The 20,668-nt window shown below is 74.2% G+C and carries 16 protein-coding genes, 1 tRNA gene and 1 pseudogene; 8 read left to right on the top strand and 10 right to left on the bottom strand.

Annotated features, from left to right (window positions below):
- Nucleotides 1-22: 22 nt before the first annotated feature.
- From EDF38_RS04320 to EDF38_RS04285, 8 genes and pseudogenes are all read left to right on the top strand, one after another.
- On the top strand, nt 23-868 hold the full coding sequence (locus EDF38_RS04320; protein ID WP_123354128.1) for an exodeoxyribonuclease III: 846 nt from the start codon (nt 23-25) through the stop codon (nt 866-868).
- Between the two features lie 53 nt (nt 869-921).
- A complete protein-coding gene (gene trpS / locus EDF38_RS04315; RefSeq protein WP_123354127.1) occupies nt 922-1,974 on the top strand; it encodes a tryptophan--tRNA ligase in 1,053 nt (350 codons plus the stop codon).
- 2 nt (nt 1,975-1,976) lie between these two features.
- Entirely contained in the window at nt 1,977-2,564 is a 588-nt protein-coding gene (locus EDF38_RS15835; protein ID WP_158613314.1) for a GNAT family N-acetyltransferase, read from the top strand.
- Nucleotides 2,561-3,595, top strand: coding sequence for a bifunctional diaminohydroxyphosphoribosylaminopyrimidine deaminase/5-amino-6-(5-phosphoribosylamino)uracil reductase RibD (gene ribD / locus EDF38_RS04305; protein WP_233572200.1), 1,035 nt, complete (start codon nt 2,561-2,563; stop codon nt 3,593-3,595). The genes EDF38_RS15835 and ribD overlap by 4 nt, the downstream gene beginning before the upstream one ends.
- Before the next feature lie 47 nt (nt 3,596-3,642).
- A pseudogene (gene ribA / locus EDF38_RS04300) lies at nt 3,643-4,260 on the top strand (GTP cyclohydrolase II); the annotation flags it as partial.
- 292 nt (nt 4,261-4,552) lie between these two features.
- Nucleotides 4,553-5,896 carry an MFS transporter gene (locus EDF38_RS04295; protein ID WP_123354125.1) on the top strand — a complete coding sequence of 448 codons (1,344 nt, stop codon included), beginning with the start codon at nt 4,553-4,555 and terminating at the stop codon, nt 5,894-5,896.
- Nucleotides 5,897-6,105: 209 nt separating this feature from the next.
- Nucleotides 6,106-8,103 (top strand): ABC transporter ATP-binding protein, encoded by a 1,998-nt coding sequence (locus EDF38_RS04290; protein ID WP_123354124.1) that lies wholly within the window; start codon nt 6,106-6,108, stop codon nt 8,101-8,103.
- An 18-nt stretch (nt 8,104-8,121) separates the two neighbouring features.
- Nucleotides 8,122-9,171 carry an enoyl-CoA hydratase/isomerase family protein gene (locus tag EDF38_RS04285; protein WP_123354123.1) on the top strand — a complete coding sequence of 350 codons (1,050 nt, stop codon included), beginning with the start codon at nt 8,122-8,124 and terminating at the stop codon, nt 9,169-9,171.
- Nucleotides 9,172-9,211: 40 nt separating this feature from the next.
- Here the strand turns inward: EDF38_RS04285 and EDF38_RS04280 are convergent, their stop codons facing one another.
- The 10 genes from EDF38_RS04280 to topA all read right to left on the bottom strand — a co-directional run bounded on the left by EDF38_RS04280 (nt 9,212) and on the right by topA (nt 20,620).
- Entirely contained in the window at nt 9,212-10,240 is a 1,029-nt protein-coding gene (locus EDF38_RS04280; protein WP_123354122.1) for a Gfo/Idh/MocA family oxidoreductase, read from the bottom strand.
- Nucleotides 10,237-11,754 (bottom strand): NAD-dependent succinate-semialdehyde dehydrogenase, encoded by a 1,518-nt coding sequence (locus tag EDF38_RS04275; protein WP_233572198.1) that lies wholly within the window; start codon nt 11,752-11,754, stop codon nt 10,237-10,239. Before EDF38_RS04275 ends, EDF38_RS04280 begins: the two co-directional genes overlap by 4 nt.
- Nucleotides 11,751-12,338 carry an isochorismatase family protein gene (locus EDF38_RS04270; protein ID WP_123354121.1) on the bottom strand — a complete coding sequence of 196 codons (588 nt, stop codon included), beginning with the start codon at nt 12,336-12,338 and terminating at the stop codon, nt 11,751-11,753. Before EDF38_RS04270 ends, EDF38_RS04275 begins: the two co-directional genes overlap by 4 nt.
- Nucleotides 12,339-12,436: 98 nt before the next feature.
- Nucleotides 12,437-13,975: a D-alanyl-D-alanine carboxypeptidase/D-alanyl-D-alanine-endopeptidase gene (gene dacB / locus EDF38_RS04265; protein WP_123355016.1), complete on the bottom strand. Its 1,539-nt coding sequence runs from the start codon at nt 13,973-13,975 to the stop codon at nt 12,437-12,439.
- A 10-nt stretch (nt 13,976-13,985) separates the two neighbouring features.
- Nucleotides 13,986-14,990 (bottom strand): Gfo/Idh/MocA family protein, encoded by a 1,005-nt coding sequence (locus EDF38_RS04260; RefSeq protein ID WP_123354120.1) that lies wholly within the window; start codon nt 14,988-14,990, stop codon nt 13,986-13,988.
- Between the two features lie 100 nt (nt 14,991-15,090).
- Nucleotides 15,091-15,166 (bottom strand) — tRNA-Thr (locus EDF38_RS04255).
- Between the two features lie 60 nt (nt 15,167-15,226).
- A complete protein-coding gene (locus EDF38_RS04250; RefSeq protein ID WP_123354119.1) occupies nt 15,227-15,907 on the bottom strand; it encodes a TetR/AcrR family transcriptional regulator in 681 nt (226 codons plus the stop codon).
- 14 nt (nt 15,908-15,921) lie between these two features.
- Nucleotides 15,922-17,064, bottom strand: a complete 1,143-nt coding sequence (locus EDF38_RS04245) for a DNA polymerase III subunit delta' (RefSeq protein WP_123354118.1) — start codon at nt 17,062-17,064, stop codon at nt 15,922-15,924.
- Entirely contained in the window at nt 17,061-17,687 is a 627-nt protein-coding gene (gene tmk, locus EDF38_RS04240) for a dTMP kinase (protein WP_123354117.1), read from the bottom strand. The genes EDF38_RS04245 and tmk overlap by 4 nt, the downstream gene beginning before the upstream one ends.
- Nucleotides 17,687-20,620 (bottom strand): type I DNA topoisomerase, encoded by a 2,934-nt coding sequence (gene topA / locus EDF38_RS04235; RefSeq protein WP_123354116.1) that lies wholly within the window; start codon nt 20,618-20,620, stop codon nt 17,687-17,689. Before topA ends, tmk begins: the two co-directional genes overlap by 1 nt.
- Nucleotides 20,621-20,668 lie beyond the last annotated feature (48 nt).

Genomic DNA, 20,668 nt, shown 5'->3' with positions numbered 1-20,668 from the left:
AGCCGCCGGTAGTGTTCTCGGCATGGTCCAACGCCTCCGTCTCGCCTCGGTCAACGTCAACGGCATCCGCGCCGCGTACCGCAAGGGCATGGGCGACTGGCTGGCCGACCGCGACGTCGACATCCTCACCCTGCAAGAGGTGCGGGCGACGACCGACGACCTCGAGGGCCTGCTCGGCCCGGAGTGGAGCGTGCTCCACGACCCCGCCTCCGCCAAGGGCCGCGCCGGCGTCGCCATCGCGTCGCGCGGTGCCGCTCGCATCCACCGCGTCGAGCTCGGCCCCGACGAGTTCGACAGCGCCGGGCGCTGGATCGAGGCCGACTACGACGTCGACGGCCAGGTCGTCACGGTCGTGAGCACCTACGTGCACTCGGGCGAGGTCGGCACCCCGAAGCAGGACGAGAAGTGGAAGTTCCTCGACGCGATGAGCGCCCGGCTGCCCGAGGTCGCCGCGCACTCCGAGCTCGCCGTCGTCACGGGCGACCTCAACGTCGGCCACCGCGAGCTCGACATCAAGAACTGGAAGGGCAACGTCAAGCGGGCGGGCTTCCTGCCGCAGGAGCGCGCGTACTTCGACCGCTTCTTCGGCGAGGCCGGCCGCGAGGTCGAGACGGTCGACGGCAGCGGCGGCGAGGGCCTCGGCTGGGTCGACGTCGGTCGCCGTCTGTCGGGCGAGGTCGACGGCCCGTTCACCTGGTGGTCGTGGCGCGGCCAGGCCTTCGACAACGACACCGGCTGGCGCATCGACTACCAGATGGCGACGCCGGCCCTGGCCGAGAAGGCCACCTCCTACACGGTCGACCGTGCGGCGTCGTACGACAAGCGCTGGTCCGACCACGCCCCCGTCGTCGTCGACTACGACCTCTAGGCGCCGGCCCCGGCCCGCCGCCCCTCTTCCCTCCGCTCCCCTCCGAGGACATCATGACCACCGCCTCCCCCGCCCCCTCGTCGGCCCCCGCCGACGGCACCGACCGCAAGCCGCGCCTCTTCTCGGGCATGCAGCCCTCGGCCGACTCGCTGCACATCGGCAACTACGTGGGCGCCCTGCTGCAGTGGCGCGAGATGCAGACGACCCACGACGCGCTCTTCTGCGTGGTCGACCTGCACGCCATCACGGTCGCCCAAGACCCTGCGCTGCTGCGCGAGTCGACGCGTCGCACCGCCGCCCAGTACATCGCGGCCGGCATCGACCCGTCGAGGTCGACGCTGTTCATCCAGTCGCACGTGCCCGCGCACGCCCAGCTGGCGTGGGTGCTCAACACCCTCACCGGCTTCGGCGAGGCCAGCCGCATGACCCAGTTCAAGGACAAAGCGGCCAAGCAGGGCACCGACGCGGCGTCGCTCGGTCTCTTCGCCTACCCGACGCTCATGGCGGCCGACATCCTGCTCTACGGGGCCGAGCAGGTCCCGGTCGGCGACGACCAGCGTCAGCACGTCGAGCTGACCCGCGACCTCGCGAACCGCTTCAACTCGCGGTTCGGCCCGACGCTCGTCGTGCCCGAGGCCGTCATCCAGGCCGACACCGCGCGCATCTACGACCTGCAGCAGCCCGAGTCGAAGATGAGCAAGTCGGCTGCGACCGAGTCGGGCGTCGTGTGGCTGCTCGACGAGCCGAGCCGCACGGCGAAGAAGATCAAGTCGGCGGTCACCGACGCCGAGCGCGAGATCCGCTTCGACCGCGGGGCCAAGGCCGGCGTCTCGAACCTGCTGTCGATCCTCTCCGCGTTCACCGAGACGCCGGTGAAGGCCCTCGAAGAGCAATACGTCGGGCGGGGCTACGGCGACCTCAAGAAGGACGTCGCCGAGGTCGTCGTCGAGACGTTCGCCCCGATCCGTGCGCGCACCCTCGAGCTCCTCGACGACCCGGCCGAGCTCGACCGCGTGCTGGCCGGCAACGCCGACCGTGCCGCCGAGATCGCGCAGGCGACCCTCGACACCGTGTACGACCGCATCGGGTTCCTCGCGAAGGCCTGACCGTGCAGCCCTTCACGCTGCAGTCGCCCCGGCTGCAGCTGCTCGTCCCCGGCCCGGCCGACGTCCCGGCGATCGTCGACGCCTGCCAGGACGAGGCCGTCCAGCGCTTCACGACCGTGCCGACGCCCTACGGCGAGCCCGACGCCCGGTTCTTCCTCGACCGCATCGTCGACCACGGCTGGGCGACGGGCCGTGAGCTCTCGTGGGGAATCCGCGAGCCCGGTTCGTCGTTGCTCGTGGGCATGATCAGCATCCGCCTCGCCGGCCACGACCTCGGCTTCTGGATGTCGCGGGGCGCCCGCGGCAAGGGGCTGATGACCGAGGCCGTCCGCCTCGTCGTCGACTGGGCGTTCGACGAGCGGGGCCTCCCCGACGTGCGGTGGGAGGGCTACGTCGGCAACGACGGCTCCGCCGCCGTGGCCCGGCGCTCGGGCTTCAGCTACGCGGGCGTGGGCCCGGGCACGCACCCGGGCCGCGACGGCGGCCACCCGCTCTGCTGGCGGGGGCGCCTGCTCAGCACCGACGACCGCGACCCGAAGCCCGGGTGGCCGGCCGCGGGCGACCCCGTCCCGGCGGCGGCGGGATCATGACGCCGTCCACCGACGCGGTCGAGGCGGGCATGCAGCGAGCGCTGGAGCTCGCGGCCCGGGGGCCGGCCACCGGCGTGAACCCCCAGGTCGGCTGCGTGCTGCTCCGCCCGGACGGCAGCATCGCCGCCGAGGGCTGGCACCGCGGCGCGGGCACCCCGCACGCCGAGGTCGACGCCCTCTCGCGGCTCGGGCCCGCCGACGCCCGGGGCCTCACGGCCGTCGTCACGCTCGAGCCCTGCGACCACACCGGCCTGACCGGCCCGTGCAGCGAGGCCCTGCTCGCGGCCGGCGTCTCCGCCGTGGCGTACGCCGTCGCCGACCCGGGCGAGGCCTCCTCCGGAGGCGCCGAGAGGCTGCGCGCCGGCGGCGTCGAGGTCGTCGGCGGCGTGCTCGTCGAGGAGGCGACGGAGTTCCTCCGGCGCTGGCTGACGGCGGCTCGGCTCGGTCGCCCGTTCGTCACGCTCAAGTGGGCATCGAGCCTCGACGGGCGAGCGGCCGCCGCCGACGGGTCGAGCCGGTGGATCACCGGCCCGGCGGCGCGACGCCACGTCCACGAGCAGCGCGCCCGGCACGACGTCGTCCTCGTCGGCACGGGGACGGTCCTCGCCGACGACCCGTCCCTCACGGCGCGCGGCGACGACGACGCCCTCCTGCCCGAGCAGCCCCTGCCCGTCGTCGTCGGCGAGCGCCCGGTGCCGAGGGGCGCGGCGCTCCGCCGCCACCCGCGCGGCCTCGTCGAGACGGGCAGCCGCGACCTCGTGGCGGTGCTCGCCGACCTCGCGCGGCGCGGCGTCCGCAGCGTGTTCGTCGAGGGCGGGCCGACGGTCGCGAGCGCGGCCGTGCGGCTCGGCCTCGTCGACGACTACCTCGTCTACCTCGCGCCGACCCTCCTCGGCGGACCCCGCACGGCCCTCGACGACCTCGGCGTGGCCACCATCGGCGACCAACGCCGCCTGCTCGTCACCAGCACCACCGTGCTCGACGGCGACCTCGTCGTCGTCGCGCGCGACCAGCACCGGAGAACGTCATGACCGACCTGCCCGCCCCCACCTCCCCCGCCGCCCCGAGCGCCGCTCCCTCGCAGGTGCGCTTCGAGGTCGAGACGACCGTCCCGACGACCCACGGGACGTTCCGCATGCGGGCCTACGCCGACACGGTCACCGGAGCCGACCACGTCGCCGTCGTGGCCAGCGGGCCCGACGGCTCGCCCCCGTCCGACGGCGCCCTGGTGCGGGTGCACTCCGAGTGCCTCACCGGCGAGACGTTCGGCTCCCTGAAGTGCGAGTGCGGGCCGCAGCTCGACGCCGCGCTGGAGGCGATCCGCGACCACGGCGGCGTCGTCGTGTACCTGCGCGGCCACGAGGGACGCGGCATCGGCCTCGTCGCGAAGCTCCGCGCGTACCGCCTGCAGGAGGACGGCCTCGACACCCTCGACGCGAACCTGGCGCTCGGGCTGCCGGCGGACGCGCGCGAGTACGGGGCGGCGGCGGACGTCCTCCGCGACCTCGGCCTGTCGTCGATCCGGCTGCTCAGCAACAACCCCGAGAAGCGCCGCCAGCTCGAGGCGCACGGCATCGAGGTCGTCGAGACCGTGCCGCTCGTCGTCGGCGTCGGCGCCTTCAACGAGGGCTACCTCGACACCAAGCGCGACCGCATGGGCCACGAGCTGCCCGGCCACCTCGGCACCGGGGCCTGACGGGGCGGGCGCCGACGGTCCGGGCGCCCGCGGTCCGGGCGCCCGGCCGGGCGGGCGCCGACGGCTCGGACGCCCGGCCTGTCGACGACACCCGTTCGCCAGCTCGCCCGGGCGGCGGTACCATGGGCGACGGTCGTCACGAGCGGCCGCCCCCTGCACCACCTCGGCTGCGCGCGGTCCGTCGATCCTGAGCCCGCGCCTCCCCGCCTCCGAGCCGTCGCGCCCCACCTGGCGCCGGCCGTCGTCGAGGCCTCGCCCCCTCCCGCCCCGCCTGCCGCCCAGGAGCACCTGCATGTCCGCCAGCACCGTCGCCTCGTCGACCGCCTCCCCGCCCGTCAACAAGCGCTCGCGCGTCATCGTCGCGAGCCTCGTCGGCACCTCGATCGAGTTCTACGACTTCTACGTCTACGCGACCGCCGCCGTCCTCGTCTTCCCCACCGTCTTCTTCGCGAACGACGACCCGGCCGTCGCCCGGCTCGCCTCGTTCGCCGTCTTCGGCGTCGCGTTCATCGCCCGCCCGGTCGGCTCGGTCATCTTCGGCCACTTCGGCGACCGCGTCGGCCGCAAGGGCACGCTCGTGGCGTCGCTGCTGACCATGGGCGTCGCGACCGTGCTGATCGGCTGCATCCCCGCGGGCACGACCCCGGGCTGGGCCGTCGCCGGTCCCGCCTGCCTCGTCGTGCTGCGCTTCTGCCAGGGCCTCGGCCTCGGCGGCGAGTGGAGCGGCGCGGCGCTCCTCGCGACCGAGAACGCGCCGGCGAAGCGCCGCGCGATCTACGGGACCTTCCCGCAGCTCGGCGCCCCGATCGGCTTCATCATCGCCAACCTGCTCTTCGTCGTCCTGAACACCACGATGAGCGAGGAGCAGTTCCTCAGCTGGGGCTGGCGCCTGCCCTTCCTCGCGAGCGCCGTCCTCGTCGTCATCGGCCTCTACGTGCGCTTCAAGCTCATCGAGACCCCCGCGTTCCAGAACGTCGTCTCGTCGGGCAACGTCGCGAAGCTGCCGCTCGCGCGCGTGTTCACGACGAGCTGGCGGCCCCTGACCCTCGGCACGTTCATCATGCTGGCGACGTACACGCTCTTCTACCTGATGACGACGTTCACGCTGACCTACGGGACCGCGCCCGCCGAGGGGGCGGCGCCCGGGCTCGGCATCGCCCGCACCCAGTTCCTGTGGATGCTCATCATCGGCGTCGTCTTCTTCGGCATCTTCACGCTGGTCTCGGGCCCCCTCGCCGAGAAGTTCGGCCGCCGTGCCCTGCTCATCTGCGTGACCGCGGGCATCCTCGTCTTCGGCTTCCTCTTCGCGCCGTTCTTCGCCGCGGGCGTGCTCGGCGCGCAGGCGCTGCTCATCATCGGCTTCGTGCTGATGGGCCTCACCTTCGGACCGATGGGCGCCGTGCTGCCCGAGCTGTTCCCGACGAGCGTGCGGTACACCGGCTCCGCGATCAGCTACAACGTCGCCAGCATCCTCGGCGCGGCCGTGGCGCCCTTCATCGCCGTGGCCCTGTGGCAGGCCGCGGGCGGCAGCACCTGGCTCGTCGGCCTCTACCTCTCGTCGATGGCGGTGCTGACCCTCGTGGCGCTCGTCATCAGCCGCGAGACGCGCGACACCGCGTACGACGCGGCCGACTGACCCGGCGGAGCCCCGCGCCTCCCCGTCGTCCCCCGTCGCCGTCGGCCCGCGTCCTCCCCCGGAGGCCGCGGGCCGACGCCGTCCCCGGGCCCCTCCCGCCGCAGCCCACTCGCGGTCTCACGAAGTACCCTCGTGTCGGCGCGTCGACGACGTCGGCGGCGCCGACGAACGCCGCGACCGTCGCCGCGGCACCCGGCACGAGAGGCACCATGAGCTCCGACACGAGCACGCGCACCAGCACCCCCCGCACCCCCTCCGAGAAGGAGGCGCGGGCCGGCTCCCCGACGTCGGCCCGCCCCCGCCGCGGGCTCGGTCGCCGCCCCGTGCCCGAGGGGCCGCGCGCGACCTTCCGACAGCTCGTCCCCTACCTCGTCGAGCACAAGCGCATCATGGTCGTCATCATCGTGCTGAGCGTGCTCGGGGCCGCCGCGTCGCTCGCCCAGCCGCTGCTCGTGCAGCGGGTCATCGCACTCGTCCAGGACGGCCGGTCCCTCGGCCGCCTCGTCTGGCTGCTCGTCGCCCTCGTCGTCGTCGCGGGGCTGCTGAGCGGCTTCCAGCACTACCTGCTGCAGCGCACCGGCGAGGGCGTGGTGCTCTCGAGCCGACGGCGCCTCGTCGGCAGCCTGCTGCGCCTGCCGGTCAGCCAGTTCGACGCGCGCCGAACCGGCGACCTCGTCTCCCGCGTGGGGTCCGACACGACGCTGCTGCGCGCCGTGCTCACGCAGGGCCTCGTCGAGGCGATCGGCGGGTCGCTGACCTTCGTCGGCGCCCTCGTCGGCATGTTCCTCATCGACCCGGTGCTGCTCGGGCTGACCGTGCTCGTCGTGGCCGTCTCGGTCGTGGTCGTCGTCGTGCTGTCGGGCCGCATCCGGGTCGCGAGCCGGCAGGCGCAGGAGAAGGTCGGCGACCTGACGGCCGCGGTCGAGCGGGCCATCAGCTCGGTGCGCACCATCCGCGCGTCGGGCGCCACCGAGCGCGAGATCGCCGCCGTCGGGCGCGACGCCGAGGGGGCCTACCAGCGGGGCCTGCAGGTCGCCCGCATCTCGGCGCTCGTCGTGCCGATCGCGTCCGTCGCCCTGCAGGCGTCGTTCCTCGTCGTGCTCGGGGTCGGCGGCTACCGCGTGGCGAGCGGCACCATCACGATCGCCTCGCTCGTGTCGTTCATCCTGTTCCTCTTCCTCATGATCATGCCGCTCGGCCAGGCCATGGGCGCCGTGCTGAGCGTCAACCAGGCGCTCGGGGCACTCGGTCGCATCCAGGAGATCCTCGACCTGCCGGCCGAGACCGACGGGGACGCCGAGGCCGCCGCCCGGCTCGGCGCCGGCGCCCGGGTCGAGACGACCGACGCCGTGTCGTTCGAGGGCGTCCGCTTCCGCTACCCCGACTCCCCGGTCGCCGCGGGCGGCTCGGGCTCGGGTGGGTCGCGCGCGGTCGGCGCGGGCGGCTCGGGTGCGGGCGGCGCGGCGCCGGGCACCGCCGGCGGCACCCGCGAGGCGGCCTCCGGGGAGGCCGTGCCCGACGACGACCTCACGGTGCTGCACGGCGTCTCGTTCTCGGTGCCCGTGGGTCGCCGCACTGCGCTCGTCGGGCCCTCCGGTGCCGGCAAGAGCACGATCCTCGCGCTCGTCGAGCGGTTCTACGACCCCAGCGCGGGCGTCGTGCGGCTCGGCGGCGTCGACGTCCGGGCGCTCGACCGCACCGAGCTGCGCTCCCGGATCGGCTACGTCGAGCAGGACGCTCCGGTGCTCGCGGGCACCCTGCGCGACAACCTCACCCTCGGGTCCCCCGAGGCGACCGACGACGACTGCCGCCGCGTGCTCGAGGCGGTGAACCTCACCGGCGTCCTCGAGCGGGGCGACCAGGGGCTCGACGCCCAGGTGGGCGAGGACGGCGTCATGCTCTCGGGTGGCGAGCGGCAGCGACTGGCGATCGCCCGCACCCTCCTCTCCGCGCCGCCGATCCTGCTGCTCGACGAGTCGACGTCGAGCCTCGACGGGCTCAACGAGCAGCGGCTGCGCGAGGCCCTGGACGCCGTCGCGGAGGGCCGCACCCTGATCGTGATCGCGCACCGCCTGTCGACGGTGGTCGACAGCGACCAGATCGTCGTGCTCGAGAAGGGGCGCGTCGTCGGGGTCGGCACCCACTCCGAACTCGTCGCGAGCACGCCCCTCTACCGCGACCTGGCGAAGCACCAGCTGCTCGTCTGAGGCGACTAGCGTGGCGGCATGAGCGACGACGCTGCCGGCCCTCCCGTCCTGACCCGAGTCGACCGGGGCGTCGGCGTGATCACGCTGAACCGCCCGCGGAAGATCAACGCCGTGACGACGGAGATGCTCGGGCTCGTCGAGCAGGCCCTCGACGGGTGGGAGCGCGACGACGCGGTGGAGTCCGTCCTCCTCCGTGGAGCGGGCCCGCGCGGGTTCTGCGCTGGTGGCGACATCACGGCCGTGCACCACGACGCGACCGTCGACCCGGCCCGCAACGTCGAGATGTGGCGGCGGGAGTACCGGGGCACGCTGCGCCTCAGTCTGTACCCGAAGCCGATCGTGTCCTGGCTCGACGGCCTCGCGATGGGCGCCGGCATCGGCCTCGGCGGGCACGTCACGCTGCGCGTGGTGTCCCCCCGCAGCGCGCTCGGCATGCCCGAGACCGTCATCGGCCTGACGCCGGACGCGGGCGGCAGCTTCCTCCTCTCCCGCGCGCCCGGCCAGCTCGGCACCCACCTCGCGCTCACGGGCCGCACCATGACGGCGGCCGACGCGCTGCTGATCGGCTTCGCCGACGTGCTCGTCCCCGTCGAGGGCGAGGACGGCGGCGACGTCGTGCTCGACGCGCTCGCGACCGGCGGGCTGGAGGCGGTGCGCGCGCTCTCGGTCGCGAGCCCGTCGTCGCCCCTCGACGCGAGCCGTGACTGGATCGACGAGGGCTACGAGGGCGACGACGCGCAGGCGATCGTGGCGCGCCTCCGGCAGATGGAGTCCGGCGGCAACGCCGAGGCCGGCGCCGCGGCCGACGAGCTCGAGGCGGCATCGCCGACGTCGGTCGTGCTGACCCTGGCGGCTCAGCGCCGGGCGGCCACGCTTCCCGACCTGGCGGCCGTCCTCGGCCAGGAGCTCGGCCTCGTGACCGCCCTGGCCGACGCACCCGACCTCGTCGAGGGCATCCGCGCCCGCGTCGTCGACAAGGACCGCTCGCCGCGGTGGTCGCCCGCGACGCTGCGCGAGGTCGACGTCGACGCGGTCCTCGCCGCCGTCGACTGGCAGACCCGGCTCTGAGCGAGTCGGCGCCGCCCGGTGCCGCCCGCGCGTCGCGCCCTCAGCCGGCGGAGGCGCGCGCCCGCTCGATGACCTCGAGGGCGGCGACCGCGTCGCGGGGATCGACGGGCAGCGGGCCGCCCTCGGTCAGGGCCGTCGCGAGCGTCGCGTAGAACGTCGGGTACGCGCCGCGGTCGGTGGGCTCACGGCGGACGTCCGCCCCGACGCCGACCGTGCCGGCGAGCGCGGGGTCGGCGAGCCCGTAGCCCTCGTCGCGCGGCGAGCCGCCCGCGGCCAGCTGGGCCTCCTGCGGGTCGAGGCCCGAGACGACGTAGGCGCCCGCCGACCCCAGCACCCGGAGGCGCGGAGCGGGCTGGGCGGCGACGTGGCTCATCCAGAGACGCGAGCGCACGCCGCCCTCGTGCGACAGCGAGACGAACGCGTCGTCGTCGGCCGCGCTGCCGGGCCGCCGGGTCGCCAGCTCGGCGTGCACGTCGATCGCTGGCCCGAAGAGGCGGAGGGCCTGGTCGACGAGGTGCGGGCCGAGGTCGAAGAGGATGCCCCCGCCCTCCTCGGCCCCCGCCGATGCCTTCCAGCCCGCCCGGTTCGCCGTCTTCCACGGCTCGAAGCGCGACTCGAAGGTGTGGACGTCGCCGAGCACCCCGCTCGCGACCAGCCGCGTCGCCGTGAGGTAGTCGCCGTCCCACCGACGGTTCTGGTAGACGGTGAGCGGGCGCTCGAGAGACTCGGCCAGCTCGACCAGGCCGCGTGCCTCGGCGGCGCTGGTCGCGACCGGCTTGTCGACCACCACGGCGGCCCCGGCGCGGAGCGCCTCCGCCGCCACGTCGGCGTGCGTGGCGTTCGGCGTGGCCACCACGACGAGGTCGAGCCCCATCGAGGCCAGGTCGGCGGACGAGGCGACGACCTCGGCACCCGGGTGGGCGGCTCGGACCGCGTCGCCGCGGTCGGGGTCGCGCGTGACGACGGCGGCGAGCTCGTAGGCGGGGTCGGCGGCGATGAGGGCGGCATGGAACACGCGCCCGGCGAGGCCGTAGCCCACCACGCCGACGCGGAGGGGAGCGGCGGTCACGAGCGCGCCGCCGGCGCCGACGCGTCCGCGAACGGGTCGGGGGTCATGAGGTAGACCGTCTCGAGGTACTCGTGGATGCCCTCGGCGCCGCCCTCGCGTCCGAGGCCGGACGCCTTGACGCCGCCGAAGGGCGCCCCGGCGTTCGACACGACGCCGACGTCGAGCCCGAGCATCCCCGTCTCGAGGGTCTCGGCCAGGCGCTGCGCCCGGGCGAGGTCGCGCGTGTACGCGTACGAGACGAGGCCGTACTCGGTGTCGTTCGCGAGCCTCACCGCCTCGGCCTCGTCGCGGAAGGTCGAGACGGCGAGCACCGGCCCGAACACCTCGGTGCGGAGGATCTCGCTGCCCGGCTGCACGTCGCTGAGCACCGTGGGCGCCCAGTACGTGCCCGGCCCGTCGACCTCGCCGCCCTCGACCTCGACGGTCGCCCCGCGCTCGACGGCGTCGCGCACGAGGTCGCGCGCCTTGTCGACGGCGCGCTCGTCGATCAGCGGGCCGATGGTCGTCCCCTCGTCGAGGCCCGACCCGACGCGCGCCTCGCGCACCCGGCCGACGACCCGACGCACGAACTCGTCGGCCACCGCATCGTGCACGAGGAAGCGGTTGGCGGCCGTGCAGGCCTGCCCCACGTTGCGGAACTTCGCCTGCATCGCCCCGTCGACCGCGGCGTCGAGGTCGGCGTCGTCGAAGACGAGGAAGGGCGCGTTTCCGCCGAGCTCCATCGACGTGCGGAGCACGCGCTCGGACGCCTGGGCGAGCAGGGTCGAGCCGACCGGCGTCGACCCCGTGAAGCTCAGCTTGCGGAGGCGCGGGTCGCGGATGAGGGGCTCGCACACGTCGCCCGCCCGTGACGTCGTGACCACGGAGACGACGCCCGCCGGCACCCCGGCCTGCTCGAGCAGCGCCGCGAGGGCGAGCGTCGTGAGGGGCGTGAGGTCGGCCGGCTTGACGACGACGGTGCAGCCCGCGGCCAGCGCCGGAGCGATCTTGCGGGTGGCCATCGCGAGCGGGAAGTTCCAGGGCGTGACGAGCAGGCACGGCCCGACGGGTCGCTGCAGCGTGAGGGTGCGGCCGGTGCCCTCGGGGTTCGTGCCGTACCGGCCCGCGACCCGCACGGCCTCCTCGCTGAACCAGCGGAGGAACTCGGCCCCGTAGGTCACCTCCCCGCGCGACTCGGCGAGGGGCTTGCCCATCTCGACGGTCATCAGGAGCGCCAGGTCGTCCGCGTGCTCGATGACGAGGTCGAAGGCGCGACGCAGGACGTCGGCGCGCTCCCGCGGCGCCGTGGCGGCCCAGGCAGGCCCGGCCTCGACCGCCGCGTCGAGGGCGCGCAGCCCGTCGGCCGGCCCGGCGTCGGCGACCTGAGCGACGACGTCGCCCGTCGCCGGGTCGCGCACGTCGAAGGTCGCCCCCGACTCGGCGGGCTGCCACCGACCCCCGACGAGCAGTCCCGTCGGGACGGCGTCGAGCACGCGCCGGACGTCGTCCGGCGACGCCCCGGGGAGGCGCGTCACGACGCCTCCCCCGCCGTCACGGTCTCGACGCCCGCGGCCCGCAGCTCGTCGAGGGCGGCCGCCGTGGTGCCCGGTGCCACCCCGGCGACGAGGTCGGTGAGCACGCGCACCCGGAGGCCCTGCGCGACCGCGTCGAGGGCCGAAGCCCGCACGCAGTGGTCGGTGGCGAGGCCGACGACGTCGACTTCGGTGACGCCGTGCTCGGCCAGCACGTCGGGCACGGAGCGGCCGTCCTCGGCCCGGCCCTCGAAGAGCGAGTAGGCCGGCTCTCCCGTGCCCTTGCGCACGTGCACGTCGACGGCGGAGACGTCGAGCGCCGGGTGGTACTCGGCCCCCGGGGTGCCGCGGACGCAGTGCACCGGCCAGGTCGTGACGTAGTCGGGGTCGGCGCTGAAGTGCCCGCCGTTGTCCCCGTTGCCGTCGTGCCAGTCGCGGCTGGCGACGACGACGTCGTAGTCGACGGCGCGGGGCCCGCCGAGGTGGTCGGTGACCGCCTGGGCGACGCGGGCTCCGCCGGCGACGCCGAGGGCGCCTCCCTCGGTGAAGTCGTTCTGGATGTCGATGACGAACAGCGCTCTGGTCATGCGTCCATCCTGCCGCGGACGCCCCGGCGACGCCCGCGTCCGCCGCCCGCCCGCGGAGGGGCGACCGCGACGCCCGCCTGAGGAGGACGCGTCGGCGGTCAGGTGTTGGAGAGCGCGTCGCCGCAGCTGTAGACGGCGGCGGTCAGCGTGTCGAGGGCGACGCGGGCGTTGTCCTGCACGGACCCGATCGCGTAGAACGCGAAGGTGAGCTTCGTGCCGTCGGCGGCGGCGATGGTGCCGGCGAGCGTGTAGGCCGTGTCGATCCAGCCCGTCTTGGCGTGCACGGCGCCGGCCGCCACGGCGTTCGCGCCCGTGAAGCGGGAAGCGAGGGTGCCCGAGCGGCCGGAGACGGGCAGCGCGTCGTACACGACGCCGAGGCCCTTCTCGCGGTTCAGCACCGGGATCATCAGGCGCGCGACGAAGGTGCTCGGGACGGCGTTGTTCTCGCTCAGGCCCGACCCGTCGACGATCGTCACCGTCGACGCGTCGAGGCCGTAGGTGGTCTGCAGCGCCGACCGGTAGAGCGTCGTGAGCGACGCGGCCGAGCCGTCGGCGCCGGACTCCTTCGACGAGACCCGGGCGAGCATCTCGGCGAGGGTGTTGTCGCTGTTGGGCAGCATCTGGCCGATGAGGGTCGAGACCGGCTGCGATCTGACGGTGCCGAGCACGGTCGTGCTCGTGCCCGTCCCCTGGGCCATCGCGGCCGTGTCGGCCCCGACCACCCCGGCCGCGACGAGCGCGGCCCGGAAGGCGTCGCCCGCCCGCGCGACGGGGTCGGTGCTGCGGGGGCTGGTCTGCGCGCTCGGGTCGGCCCGGTCGCCGTCGACCATGAGGGCGGTGACCTCGCTGTGGTAGCCGATGGTCTGCTCGGTGCGCTTCCACGACGGGTCCCACTCGTCGGCCTGGCTCCAGAACGTCGCGTCGAGGGTGATCTGGGTGACGGGCTGCTCGCCGAGGGACGCCTTGACCTGGGTCGCGAGGTCGGAGAGCGTGGGGGCGTTCGCGTAGACGCTCCGGCCGGTGGCGCTGAGCGTCGCGTCGCCCCCGCCGACGAGCGCGACGGAGCCGCTGCCGGGGTCGCCGGTGACGGTGGTCGTGAGGCGGTGATCGCCGCCGAGCACGGCGAGCGCGACCGCGCTGGTGAGCGTCTTCATCACGCTGCCCGTGCGGGCCGGCGTCGAGCCGTCGCGGTCGAAGAGCACCTCGCCGGTCGTGGCGTTGACCACCGAGCCCTCGAACTGGGCGAGCCGGGAGTCGGCCGCGGGCGTCGCGACCGAGCAGGTGCGCAGGCGCGTGGGGGCGGGGATCTCGGCCGGCACCGAGCGCGCCGGGTCGGTCGTCGCGGTCGGGCTGGGCGTGACGGTGACGACGGTGGTCGGGCCGGCGACGGGGGTCGACGTGCCCTCCCCTTCGGGCGCCGTGGCGGCGCCGGCCGCGACCGCGCCTCCGGCGAGGAGGGCGAAGGCCGCGACGGCGGCGGTGACCAGCGTGGCCCGCGGGTGGGCGCGGAGCCAGGACGCCGGGCCGGGGCGTCGGGGGGCCGGGCCGACGTCGGGGTGGCGTGCGTCGGCGTGGTCTGCGTCGGGGTGCGCTGCGTCGGGGTGGGCGGCGTCGTCGTGCGCGTCCTGCTCGTTCATCGAGGACATCCTACGAAACGCCCGCGTCCCCGCGCTGCTCGCCCGGGTAGCGCACCCCGATCTGCCGGCGCACCTCGTCGAGGGTGCGCATGACCTCGAGCGTGCCGCGGGCGGGCAGCAGCGGGCTCTCGAGCTCGCCGGCGGCGACGAGGCGCTCGAGCTCCGCCGCCTGGTGCTGCATCCCCCGCAGCCCGCCCTCGTCGGCGACGCGGCGGTCGACGACGTTCCCGTCGCGGTCGAACACCGTGACGCCGCCGGGCTCGTGCCAGTTCGGGTCGACCTCCAGGCGCCCCTCGGTGCCGTGCACGACCGCGACGTCCCCGCCCGGCGTGTCCAGCGCCGCGAACAGCTGCGACGACCCGCCGCCCTCGTGACGGAGCGAGACACCCACCCGACGGTCGACGCCCTGCTCGCTCAGGGTGCCGACGGCCGCGACCTCGGCCACGGGGCCGAGCACGTCGTGGGCGAACGCGACGGGGTAGACCCCGAGGTCGAGCAGCGCGCCTCCCCCGAGGGCGGGGTCGTTGACCCGGTGCCGCGGGTCGGTCGGCAGCGCCTGGAGGTGCGTGGCAGTCAGGAGGCGCGGCTCGCCGATCGTCCCCGACCGCACCACCTCGCGGATGAACGCGCTCTGCGGCGTGTAGCGCGTCCACATCGCGTCCAGCGCCACCAGTCCCGCGGCCCGGGCGGCGTCGAGCACCTCCTCGGCCTCTGCGGCGGAGACGGTGAACGGCTTCTCGACGAGGACGTGCTTGCCGGCGGCGAGGGCGAGCAGCGCGTGCTCGCGGTGGAGCACGTGCGGGGTCGCGACGTACACGACGTCGACCCCCGGGTCGGCGACGAGGTCGTCGTAGCTGCCGTGGGCCCGGGGCACGTCGTGCTCGTCGGCGAACGCCCGCGCCCGCTCCGGGTCGCGCGACCCGACGGCTGTGACCGAGATGCCCGCCCCGGCCAGGTCGCGGACGAAGGTCGAGGCGATGCCCCCGGCGCCGAGGACGCCCCATCTGATGCTCATGGAGCCTCTGTCTACCAGCACCGGCTGCAGAGGTCGAGGGGCCGGCGGACCCGCACGCACCGACGAGAACAGCCCCTCCCGATCGGGAGGGGCTGTCGAGTGGAGCCGCTTTGGGGAATCGAACCCCAGACCTTCTCATTACGAGTGAGACGCTCTGCCGACTGAGCTAAAGCGGCGGATCACGGTCGAGACCGGAACCCGTGCCTCGCGGCACGATTAGATACTGTACCGGATTCTCAGACGGCTCGCGTCACCACGCGCTCGAGGGCGGCGAAGGAGTCCTGCATCCGGGCGCGCAGGCCGAAGCGGTGGTCGGCCTGGTGGTCGGCGTCGTCGTCGTCGATCCACTCGGACCACGCGTGGCGGAGGGTGGCGATGGTCACGAGGGTGACGAGGTCCGCCCGGCTGCGCCGCGCCTCCTCGGTCTCGGTCTCGGTCTCGGCGGCGCCGGCCGTGGCCGCGTCGTCCTCCGCGAGGCGCCGGGTGACGATCTCGGTGAGCCGCGCCTCCATGACGCGGGTCGACGCGATGCGGCGCGCGAGGAGGTCGGGGTGCGCCCGGAGCACGACACGGCGGCGCTGGACGAGCTCGCGGTCGTAGGTGGCGGTCACGACGGCGTCGTAGAGCAGGTCGATCAGCCCGTCGAGGAGGGGCCGCTCGTGGTCGCCCACGAAGGCGTCGACCTCGGCGCCGTCGGGCAGCTCGGGGAGGTCGCCGATGACGGCCTCCTCCTTCGAGGTGAAGTAGTTGAAGAAGGTGCGCGGCGAGACGTCGGCGCGGCGGCTGATCATCTCGACCGTCACGGCCTCGAGCCCCAGCTCGGTGACGAGATCGAGGACGGCGACCTGGATCGCTCGTCGGGTGGCCAGCCTCTTGCGTTCGCGCAGCCCGGGGGCCGTCGCTGTCGGGTCGGTCATCCCGCCATCTTGCCTCACCGGACCGCGTGTCTGCTGACGGCGACGAGCATGGCCTCCAGGGCGAGGGCCGGGGCGACGTTGGCCTCGATGCGGCGCCGGGCGAGGGCGACCGCGTCCATGACCGCGAGCGTGGTCGCCGGGCTCGACGCGGCGCGGGCTGCCTCGAGCTGCGACCTGATGCTCTCGTTCACGAGGTCGTGGCCGACGCCGAGGTGCAGCAGCAGCACGTCGCGGTAGAGCGACAGCAGGTCGACCATGATGCGGTCGATGCCGTCACGGAGGCTGCGGGTCGCCCGCCGCTTCTGGTCGTCCTCGAGGGCGCGGAGCTGGCTGCGCAGCGCGGGCGGCACCGTGCCGCCCGCCTCGACGCCGAGCGAGCGGAGGGCGCTGGCACGCTCCTGCGCGTCGCGCTCCTCGGTGATGGCCTTCGCGTCGTCGCCGGCGACGGCCAGCATCGTCGAGGCGGCGATGACGGCGTCGGAGACGGAGCGGATGGCGAGCGCGGTCTCGAGCGTCCGTCGACGACGGCCGCGCGCCTCCGGGTCGGTGGCCAGGCGCTGCGCCATGCCGATGTGGCTCTGCGCCTCCCGCGCCGCCACCACGGCGGTCTCCCGCTCGACCCCGCGGCGGGTCAGCAGCTCGGCGACGTCGTCGACCGAGGGCACGCGGAGGCGCACGCTGCGCACCCGGGACCGGATCGTCGGGATGAGGTCGGCCTCGCTCGGCGCGCAGAGGATCCACACCGTGCGGGGCGGCGGCTCCTCCAGCGCCTTGAGGAGGAGGTTGGAGGTGCGCTCGGTCATGCGGTCGGCGTCCTCGATGACGACGACGCGGTAGCGGCCGACCGAGGGCGAGAACTGCGACGACGCGACGAGCGTGCGCACCTCGTCGATGGTGATGATGATGCGCTCCGTGCTCAGCACGGCGAGGTCGGGATGCGAGCGCGCCGCCACCTGCCGGGCGGTCGCCTCGTCGTCGTGGCCGCGGGCCAGGAGCGCGCCGGCGAACGCGTAGGCGAGGTTCGAGCGCCCCGACCCCGGCGGGCCGGTGATCAGCCACGAGTGCGTCATCGACGAGTTGGCCGGGTCGGCGGAGGCCGCCGCGCGGAGGGTCTGGATGGCCTCGGCCTGACCGGTCAGGTCGTCCCAGAAGGTCATGCCGCGTCCAGCAGCGCGGCCACCCGCGCGCGCACCTCGGCGGCGATGTCGTCGACCGGGCGCGACGCGTCGACGACGAGGAAGCGGCCAGGCTCGGCGTCGGCGATCGCGAGGTAGGCACGGCGCACGGCCGCGTGGAACTCGGACGCCTCGGCCTCGAGGCGGTCCCAGGTCGTGCGGCCCGCGTCGAGGCGCCGACGGCCGAGCTGCTCGTCGAGGTCGAGCAGCACCGTGAGGTCGGGCTCGAGGCCCTCGACCGCCCATCGCGAGAGGGCCCGCACCTCGTCGCCGCCGAGCACGCGACCGGCTCCCTGGTAGGCGACCGACGAGTCGATGTACCGGTCTTGCAGGACGACCTCGCCACGCTCGAGCGCCGGACGCACGAGGGTCTCGACGTGGTGGGCCCGGTCGGCGGCGTAGAGCAGGGCCTCGGCGCGCGGGGCGATGTGGCCGCGGCGGTGCAGCACGATCTGGCGGAGCTCGAGCCCCAGGTCGGTGCCGCCGGGCTCGCGCGTCCGCACGACCCGGCGACCCTCGCCGACCAGCCACGACTCGAGCAGGCCGGCCTGCGTCGTCTTGCCCGACCCGTCGCCGCCCTCGAGGGTGATGAAGAGCCCGGCCACTACTCGGTCGTCGCCGGGGTCGTCGAGGCGGGCGCGGCCTTCGCCGCCGTCGCCTTCGTGGCAGCCGGCTTCTTGGCGGCGGTCGTCTTCGCGGCGGTCGTCTTCGCGGCGGTCGTCTTCGCGGCCGTGGTCTTCGCGGCCGTGGTCTTGGCGGCGGCCGGCTTCTTCGCGGCGGGCTTCTTCGCCGCCGGCTTCTTGGCCGGGGCCTTCGCCTTCGGCTTCGCCGGTCCCTTGGCCCGCTTGTCGGCGAGGAGCTGGACGGCCCGGTCGAAGTCGACCTCCTCCACCGTCTCGCCACGCGGGATCGTCGCGTTGGTCTCGCCGTCGGTGACGTACGGGCCGAAGCGACCGTCCTTGACCCGGATCGGCTTGCCGCTGACCGGGTCGGCCTCGAACTCCGCGAGCGCGCTGCTGGCACGGCGGGCGCCGTACTTCGGCTGCGCGTAGAGCTCGAGCGCACCCGGCAGGTCGATGTCGAAGATCTGCTCCTCCGAGGTCAGCGACCTCGTGTCGGTGCCCTTCTTCAGGTACGGGCCGTAGCGGCCGTTCTGCGCCTGGATCTCGTCGCCGCTCTCGGGGTCGACGCCCACCGTGCGGGGCAGCGCCAGCAGCTTGAGGGCCGTCTCGAGGTCGACCGTGTCGACGCTCATGCTCTTGAACAGGGAGGCGGTGCGCTCCTTGGGGGCGGCGGCCTTCTTGGCCGGGGCCTTCTTCGCGGGGGTCTTGGCGGTTCCGGTCGTCGCCGCGGCCGCAGGGGCCTCGACGACCTCGCCGGTCGCGGGGTCGGCCGTCACCTCCTCCGGGGTGCGCTCGGTGACGTAGGGGCCGAAGCGGCCGTCCTTCGCGACGACCTCCTTGCCCGACTCGGGCTCCACGCCGAGGACCCGGTCGCCGACGACGGGCGCGTCCATGAGGTCTCGAGCTCGCTGCGGGGTCAGCTCGTCGGGGGCGAGGTCCTCCGGCACGTTCACCCGGCGCGGGGTCTCGGGGTCGTCGCCCGGGGCCTCGAGGTAGGGGCCGTAGCGGCCGATGCGGAGGGTGATGCCCTCGCCCAGGGCGATGGAGTTGATGTCGCGGGCGTCGATCTCGCCCAGGTTGTCGATGACCTTGCGCAGGCCCCGGTGCGTGTCGTTGCCGAAGTAGAACCCGTTCAGCCAGTCGACGCGGTCGGCGTCGCCGCCGGCGATGAGGTCGAGGTCGTCCTCCATGCTGGCCGTGAAGTCGTACTCGACCAGGTCGCCGAAGTACTCCTCCAGGAGGCGGACGACCGAGAAGGCGATCCAGTTCGGCACGAGGGCGGTGCCTCGGGGGGTCACGTAGCCGCGGTCGACGATCGTCGACATGATCGCGGCGTAGGTCGAGGGCCGCCCGATGCCGAGCTCCTCCAGCGTCTTCACCAGGCTCGCCTCGGTGTAGCGCGGCGGGGCGCTCGTGTCGTGCCCCTTGGCCTCGACCTCGTCGAGCGCCAGCTGCTGTCCCTCGGTGAGCTTCGGCAGCTTCGCCTCGGCCTGCTCGGCCGTGCCGTGGCGATCTTCGTCGCGCCCCTCCTCGTACGCGGCCAGGAAGCCGCGGAAGGTGATGACGGTGCCGGTCGCGACGAACTCGGCGAGCGTGCCGGCCGTCGACCGCGCGGTGATCCCCTCGACCGCGTCGGGCACCGTGGCCGAGACGACCACGGAGGCGGTCGAGCCCTTGGCGTCGGCCATCTGCGAGGCGACCGTGCGCTTCCAGATGAGGTCGTAGAGCTTCCAGTCGTTGCCGCGGAGGGCGCCCTGCATCTCGCTCGGGGTGCGGAAGGTGTCGCCCGAGGGACGGATCGCCTCGTGCGCCTCCTGGGCGTTCTTGCTCTTGCCCGAGTACGTGCGGGGCTTCTCGGGCACGGTCTCGGAGCCGTAGAGCGAGGCCGCCTGGCTGCGGGCGGCGTTCGTCGCCTGCTGCGACAAGGACGGCGAGTCGGTGCGCATGTAGGTGATGTGGCCGTTCTCGTACAGCGACTGCGCGACGCTCATGGTCTGGCGCGCGGAGAAGCGGAGCTTGCGCGCCGCCTCCTGCTGCAGGGTCGACGTCGTGAACGGGGCCGCGGGACGGCGCGTGTAGGGCTTCGACTCGACCGACGAGACGACGATCTGCACGGCGTCGCCCTCGAGGGCGCGGCTCAGCGTGCCGGCCGAGGCCTCGTCGAGCGCCACGGCCTCGCCCTTGAGGCGGCCGCGGTCGTCGAAGTCGCGGCCGCTGGCGACGCGGGTGCCGTTGACCCGCACGAGGCGCGAGGAGAAGGGGAGCGCCTCGGTGCTCGGCTCGAAGGTGGCGGTGAGGTCCCAGTAGGAGGCGGAGACGAAGGCGAGGCGCTCGCGCTCGCGGTCGACGACGAGGCGCGTGGCGGCCGACTGGACGCGACCGGCCGAGAGCCCCGGGCCGACCTTCCGCCAGAGGACGGGCGAGACCTCGTAGCCGTAGAGGCGGTCGAGGATGCGGCGCGTCTCCTGCGCGTCGACGAGCGCGGTGTCGAGCTCGCGGGTGTTCTCCTGGGCCTTCTGGATCGCGTCCTTGGTGATCTCGTGGAAGACCATCCGCTTGACGGGCACCTTCGGCTTGAGCTCCTGCAGCAGGTGCCACGCGATGGCCTCGCCCTCGCGGTCCTCATCAGTGGCGAGGTAGAGCTCGTCGGCGCCCTTGAGCGCGCGCTTGAGGTCGGACACCGTCTTCTTCTTGGCGTCGGAGACGACGTAGTAGGGCTCGAAGCCGTTCTCGACGTCGACCGAGAACTTGCCGAGCGAGCCCTTCTTGAGCTCGGCGGGCAGGTTCTTCGGCTCGACGAGGTCGCGGATGTGGCCGACGGACGCGAGGACCTCGTATCCGCTGCCGAGGTACTGGGCGATCGTCTTGGCCTTCGCGGGCGACTCGACGATGACCAGCTTCTTCGTGCCTGGCACGGGACTCCTTGGGGTGGGGGGACGACGGGGACCGGTCGACGGGACCGG

Origin of the sequence: Frigoribacterium sp. PhB160, assembly GCF_003751785.1 — a bacterium.
Classification (GTDB): Bacteria; Actinomycetota; Actinomycetes; order Actinomycetales; family Microbacteriaceae; genus Frigoribacterium.
Note: the sequence above shows the minus strand (reverse complement) of the source record. Positions and strands in the feature narration are given on the sequence as shown.